Origin of the sequence: Myxococcus sp. AS-1-15, from assembly GCF_020037055.1 — a bacterium.
Lineage (GTDB): Bacteria > Myxococcota > Myxococcia > Myxococcales > Myxococcaceae > Myxococcus > Myxococcus fulvus.
In genome coordinates this window covers 1-5,954 of sequence record NZ_JAIQDF010000045.1, presented here as the reverse complement: position 1 = coordinate 5,954, position 5,954 = coordinate 1, and the positions used below count along the sequence as shown (strand labels likewise).

Here is a 5,954-nt window from a genome sequence, read left to right as displayed (position 1 = left end):
CTCCGCGTTGCGCCGGCTCGTCTCCAGCACGCCGTCCGAGTAGCCCTGGGCCCGGGTGCCGATGACTTCGCGCACCAGTTGCTGCGTCGTCTTCCCCTCCACCACGCCCTGGCGCACCACCCGACCCATCCGGTCCAGGTCGGCAGGCGCGAGGGCGTCGGCCCAGTCCTTCAGCACATGCCCCTCGAAGGGCCGGGAGAAGGCAGCCGCGCGCAGCACCTCCGCAGTGGGCGTCGCCACGGACAGCTCGGCGATGAGCGTCTCCTGGAGGACGGCCACCTGCCACCTGGCCTCGTGCGTGGCGAAGAGGCCCAACTCCTCCGTCAGCAGGCCCATGGCGGTGCCGTAGGCTTCGGCGCGCACGGCGCCCACCCGGGCCAGCGTCTCTTCCAAGCGCCTCGTCACCGCGGTCCCCGCGTCGTACCCGCCCGCCGCTTCGATTCGCGCCAGGCGCTTCGTCAGCTCGGCTTCCAAGTCCTCCTCGGATTCGTTGAGCACCTCCACCACGCGCCGGACGAGGCCGGCCTTGTAGCGCTCCACCTGCACGGAGTGGGCAATGGAGCGCTCCAGCAGCTCCTCGTTCATCGTGGGCCCGGTGCTCACCGCGCGCCTCCGCGGCGCCGCCGCTGCTGCTCCACCCGCTCCGTGGCCAGGAGGGCGTACCCGGCGATGTCCCGCCACGGGGACTCGCCCAGCGCGTCCCGGTCCGTCGCCACCCGGAAGAGCTTGTCCACCACGCGCACCACGGCCAGGGCATCGTCGAGCTTCGCCCGGGGGATGCCGTCCGGGTACAGCAGGCCCAGCACCTGGCCTGCCTTGCCGAAGGCGTCGCCGTAGGCGCGCTGCTTCTCCGTCACCATGCGGCCCAGCGCCGCGCCGAGCCCCGCGTAGTCCGTGACCACGGGCGCCCGACAACCCCTATGCGCCCTCGGAGAGGATTTGCCGGAACGAGGGACTGCGGAAGCACGGGAGGGCATGCGCTCAAGGCTGGCCAACGCCGAGGACGCCGTCCGGCGCTAACCCCAGTCAGGTTGCCGTCCAGCCTCGAATCCCGGAGAATGGCATTAGCTCGGTCGTCCTCCGCTCGCACACCTTCACGACAGGGGACTCACCATGAAGAGCTTGAAGCTGTTGGTGTTGGCGTGCGTCGCCGTATTCGCGTTGGGGTGCGGAGGGGTGACTGCCGAGAGTGAGGAGCCGAATGCCTTCGCGACGAGCAACGTGGGCATGACCTGTGACAAAGCCGCCATTAATTGCCCTTCCCCTCCCGCTCTCGCATGCGACTACCCAGCTTGTTCGAGCATTGCAGGCACAAGCTGCACCCCCGAGCCTTTCCCGGGCGGAGATGTGTTTCCATGCTGCGACAGGACTGGCGAGGAGTGGCTGTGTGTGTGCTATGGCCCAACGAGGTCGTACAAATGCAACTTCAAGTAGTGGCATAGTCGCATAACGGCACCGCCACATCGTCGAGACTACAGACCGCGAACTGCGGCCAACAGGCGCAGCCCCCGCAGTTCGGCTAACAGCCCCATCACCACATGGGGCAGGAAGGCCAGCAGGTGGCGCGCTCTGGCTGGCACGGCCTCCACGGGCCCTGCGACGCGGAGGAATGCGCCCGCCGGCTTCCCCGCGACGACGCGGGCCACGGTGCGGAACTCGAGGGGCAGGTGGACGGCCGATGCCGGGTCCTCCGCCAGCTCCGGCGACGTCTCCGCCGTCTCCAACTCCCACCCCTCGTCGTGCTGCGCGGCCGCGCGGGCGATGGACTCCAGGGCGTCCAGGTCCAGCGCCTCGCCAACCTGGTGCTGCTGGCCCAACGAAGGGCTCGCGGAGGTGTCCTCGTTGGGGAACGCGCGGGCAGCGGTCCAGTCGTGCAGAGCGTCCCCAAGCCTCGCTGGTAGCACCTCGAGCAGCGGGTGGGCCACCGCGTTGTGGGCGGCCCGCCAGAGGCGCGGGCTGCCGCGCTGGACTGCTGCGAGCCCGTACACCACCCGCCGCGCCACCGCGGTGCCGAGCGCACGCAGCCGGCCACGGCGAGGCGCCCCTGGTGCAGGAGGGACAGACTCCGCGCCCGCTGTCGGCACATCCACGCTCGCCACGCGCGCCCCGTCCGCGAGCACCTTTTCGATGACGACGTCGCGCTCCTCTCGCACCGCGTCCCACACCATGCGGCCCATGGGCTCCGCGAAGGTGACGGAGGTGCGCGCGAAGCGTCCGCCCTCGCCGTAGTGGAAGTCCTCGTCCAGGTGCAGGACGACGCGCCCCTGGGCGTTGCGCTCGAGCGCCCACGTCCTGTTGAGGCGCACGCTCACCGGGTGAACCTCAGCCCCATCACGAGGAGCCCAACGACGAATCCCACGGCGAACCCGACGGCGAAGAGCATCACGAGGCACCTCCAGCAGGGGCAGCAGGCTCACCTTCCACAGGCGGCTCGGCACCAGCATCCTGGGCGCCCTGGCCTGGCTGCGGAGGATGGGGCACGTCCAGCGGCTGGCGTCCCACGGTGCCCAGCCTGGGGCCCTCCTCCGCGAGGTAGTCCGCGTCCAGATCCTCGTCGAAGTCCGCGGAGAGGGTGCCCCGGCGCTGCAGCTCCTTCAGGAAGGCCCGGCGGGAGATGTCGCCCGCCGCGCGCGTCTTGAAGAGCACCTCCAGCCCCTGCGCGTCGCCCTCCTCCACGCCGAAGTCCGTGTGCACGGACACCTTCAGCTTGTCGTCCGGCACCTCCAGGGCCATCCACCGGGCCGCGAAGTGGAAGGCCAGCTCCAGCGCGTCGCCGAAGGTGCGCGCCATGGCACCCAGCTTCGAGTAGCTCTGCCCGGCGTTGATGGACTTCTCGGTGGCCGTGGTGTTGCTCTTCCGCCGGACAAGCAGCTCGACGCTGAGGGCCGCCATCTGGTCCTCCAGGCGCTCGAGGTCTTTCGCGCCCGCCTCAATGGCCGCGCCGGCGTGCTCGACGTAGTAGAACTTCCCCTGGGGATTGCTGGTGGTGAGCAGCGAGTGAGGGCCGATGGCGATACCGCCGCGCCCACCGGCCTTCCCGAGGAACTCCCTGTCCTCCGAGTCCAGCCCTTCGAGCTCGGCGCCCCCGCCCCGCGGCGACTCGTCCGTCACGCCCGAGGCGGCGAGAATCGGGAAGCGGGTGATGGTGAGGATGTTCCGCTGGTCACTGGAGGACTGCCAGTGCTCCAGGTTCTTCTCCGCCAGCGAGAGGAGCGGTGGGCGGATGAGCATGAAGCCCTTGGGCTTGCCGGCGTACCAGGTGACGAGAGGGATGACGCCCAGCGTGTTCTCCCCGCCGTCCACCAGGGCCCAGGCGCCCTTCCCCTCCTTCTCGTACACCTCCCACTTCTCCCGCTCGAGCACGCGGACGCGCTCCACGGCCACCTCCTCGAAGCCGGACACGCGCGTCACCGTCTCGCGGATGCGCACGTGCGTCAGCACCTGGGCGCCACCTTCCACCGTGGCGTAGGCCGCAAGGAGGGAGTCCGCGGGCACGTGGACGAAGTACGGGCGCACGCCAGCCTCCTCCTCGTCCGCGCGCGTCTGCACCTGCGTCCTGTCCACCCTGGGGAAGTCGACGAGGACGTGCACCAGCCCATTGGCCAGCCCGTCCGCGAAGGCGTTGCGCGCCCACGTCGTCACGTCGTTGCCCTGCTTGTCCACGTCGTCCACGAGGGCGTGAAGCTCCTCGGGGGCGGAGTCAGCCAACGTCACCGGCTTGGTGAAGGGCATCTCCGACAGAGTGCCCAGGGCAGACTCGAAGTAGTTGAAGTGGAAGCTGCGCCGGAGGCGCTCGGCGTAGGCATCCTCGGACTCGCGCGTGTGCCGCGGCAGGTACGTTGTCCCCGCGGCGCGCATGGCCTCCGTGCCGCCCAGCAGGGCCCGCACCAGCGCCCAGTGCGGCTTCATGGCCCTGTACGCGCTGCTCTCGTTGCTCACGTCGGACGTCATGGACGGGCCCTCTCTGCGTGGCCGGGACGGCGAAGGTGGACGTACTGCCAGTTGCGGAGCGCCAGGCGGGCGAGTCGCCGGGACGTCGGGTCCGCGAGGTGGGGGAAGAAGCGCAGCACCAGCCAGGCGGAGTCGCGCCGGGCCACACGTGGCAGGCCGCGCCCGCGCAGGCGCCAGGAGGTGCCGGGCCGGCGGCGGGCGGCAACCGGTGGTGAGGCACTCACCCGGACACCACCCGGAAGGGCCCACGGACGCTCGCGCTGAAGCGCTCCGCCGCGCGCAACGCCATGCGCACCCGCGCCTCGGGCTTGAGGTACCGGGCCGCGAAGAGTGCCCCGCGCGCGGCCTCGCTGCCGCACCCCACGGCGTCGAAGCCGTCTCGGGACTCCGCCACCTGGTAGTCGGACTCGACGCGGAAGAGGTGGCCCGCCACGCCGACAAGGAAGGTGCCGCCCAGTTCCTGCTCACTCTGCTTCACCGCCCAGCCCTTGTCCTTCAGCGCCGCGCGCACCGCGTCCACAAAGTCCACCACCATGTACCGGCCCAGCGCCCCGGGCCGCTTCGGCAGGGGCGGCGGGCTGAAGGCGTGCCGCAGCACCTGCCCCATGCGGAAGGACGAGGTGAAGCCGACGAGGAAGGGGCCGGTGGAGAACACCTTCGTGTCGGCGCGGACGGTGAGTTCGTACCCGGCGACGCCGGCGCTGTCCCCGCCCAGGTACACGCGCCCCCGCGCCACCACCCCAGCAATGCACGTCACGTTGCCACCTCGGGAGTCATGCGGCGGACAGAAGACTCGCCGCCCACCACGGTGAAGACGGAGGCCACGGAGGACGTCATGTTGGCCGGGCCCGCCAGCAGCAGGTGCAGCACTTCGGGCCGCGCCGTCGTCAGCGCTCCCCGAATGGAGTCCACGTCCGTCGCGGACAGCACCGCGGGGCCACCCGGGTGGGTGTGCCAGTCGCCCAGGTAGTGCAGCCGTGGGTGGACGCGCGCCACCAGGCGGTTGTCCCGGGCCCGGTCCGCCTCGTAGCCCAGGCGGCTGCGGCGCGCGCGCCGTCCCGGGCCCGTCAGCGCCAGCACGTGGGCCTCGCCGTCCACCACCTGCCCCAGCAACAGCCCGCCCGTCTCCAGCGGGGCGCGCACGCGGGCCAGGCGCTGGGCCTTCGCCAGCACGGCGCGGAGCACCCAGACGCGGTACGGGCCGGACACATACAGCACGGCACCCAGTGCCGGCGCGGTGGCGCACGTGGCGCTCATCGGTAGCTCCCGACGCGCATGGAGTGCGTTGACGTGTCGAGCATCAACTCCGTCAGCGCCCACACCGCGGCGTCCATGCGGTTGGGGCTCCAGGTGGACTCCCCGGGCACCCACGTCGTCATCTCGTCCTCGAGGGCGGGCAACCGGCCCACGTGGTGCACCTTCCCGCGCTCGTAGAGGGCGGCCACGGGCTCGGCGCGCTTCGCCTTGCCTCGCGAGGCCGTCACCACCTTCACGTTGACGGGCCTGCGCATCTCCTTCGCCTTGCTGCGAATGGTTGTCTCCACCATGTCGCCGCCGAAGTTCTTCTCGCCCACCACGGCGTCGGCGCACTCCTTCTCGTAGAGGGCCAACGACTTCGTGGCCCACCCCTCCGCCGAGTACTTCGCCGAGGCGTCCAGCCACACGTAGGCGTGGCCGTTGGAGGCCTTGCCCGCGCAGACAATGCCCACCTCGTCGTTGCTGGGGCCGTCCCCGCCAGCCGGGTCCACCGCCACCACCACGCGCACCATGGGCAGCGGCTTGCCCTCGGCGTCCACCGGGAGAGGCGCGCGCGCTTCCTCCAGCGTCTCCGGAGTCCACAAGGCGCCCACCGCGGCCGCCTTGAAGGCCTCCTCCACCGTCGCCGGGTACTCGCGCCGGAAGTCCGCCACGCCCTTCTCGAAGGCGGACACCTTCGAGCGGCGCCACGCCAACTGCCCGTCGTCCAGGGCGTAGCCATGCACCTGCTGGCACAGCTCCGCGTA

7 protein-coding genes and 1 pseudogene are annotated in these 5,954 nt (G+C 71.1%); all 8 read right to left on the bottom strand.

The window, feature by feature from the left end:
- A partial coding sequence (locus K8625_RS43335) for a hypothetical protein (RefSeq protein WP_223786077.1) occupies nt 1–603 on the bottom strand: 603 nt, incomplete at its 3' end.
- The gene (locus K8625_RS43330) at nt 600–902 is read right to left on the bottom strand and encodes a hypothetical protein (RefSeq protein WP_223786076.1); all 303 of its coding nucleotides are present in this window, start codon (nt 900–902) and stop codon (nt 600–602) included. The genes K8625_RS43335 and K8625_RS43330, both read right to left, overlap by 4 nt.
- Nucleotides 903–1,094: 192 nt before the next feature.
- Nucleotides 1,095–1,250: a hypothetical protein gene (locus K8625_RS43325; protein ID WP_223786075.1), complete on the bottom strand. Its 156-nt coding sequence runs from the start codon at nt 1,248–1,250 to the stop codon at nt 1,095–1,097.
- A 222-nt stretch (nt 1,251–1,472) separates the two neighbouring features.
- Nucleotides 1,473–2,312, bottom strand: a complete 840-nt coding sequence (locus K8625_RS43320; protein WP_223786074.1) for a hypothetical protein — start codon at nt 2,310–2,312, stop codon at nt 1,473–1,475.
- A 70-nt stretch (nt 2,313–2,382) separates the two neighbouring features.
- Complete coding sequence (locus K8625_RS43315) at nt 2,383–3,951, bottom strand: DUF4055 domain-containing protein (RefSeq protein ID WP_223786073.1); 1,569 nt, start codon at nt 3,949–3,951, stop codon at nt 2,383–2,385.
- Nucleotides 3,952–4,171: 220 nt separating this feature from the next.
- Nucleotides 4,172–4,708: a hypothetical protein gene (locus K8625_RS43310; protein WP_223786072.1), complete on the bottom strand. Its 537-nt coding sequence runs from the start codon at nt 4,706–4,708 to the stop codon at nt 4,172–4,174.
- Entirely contained in the window at nt 4,705–5,208 is a 504-nt protein-coding gene (locus tag K8625_RS43305; protein ID WP_223786071.1) for a Mov34/MPN/PAD-1 family protein, read from the bottom strand. Before K8625_RS43305 ends, K8625_RS43310 begins: the two co-directional genes overlap by 4 nt.
- Nucleotides 5,205–5,954, bottom strand: a pseudogene (locus tag K8625_RS43300) (hypothetical protein); the annotation flags it as partial. The pseudogene K8625_RS43300 and the gene K8625_RS43305, both read right to left, overlap by 4 nt.

What these genes read in the sequence shown, in the direction of transcription:
- K8625_RS43315 (WP_223786073.1), bottom strand. Translation starts at nt 3,951, where the DNA reads ATGACGTCCGACGTGAGCAACGAGAGCAGCGCGTACAGGGCCATGAAG.
- K8625_RS43325 (WP_223786075.1), bottom strand. Translation starts at nt 1,250, where the DNA reads ATGGCGGCTTTGTCACAGGTCATGCCCACGTTGCTCGTCGCGAAGGCA.
- K8625_RS43305 (WP_223786071.1), bottom strand. Translation starts at nt 5,208, where the DNA reads ATGAGCGCCACGTGCGCCACCGCGCCGGCACTGGGTGCCGTGCTGTAT.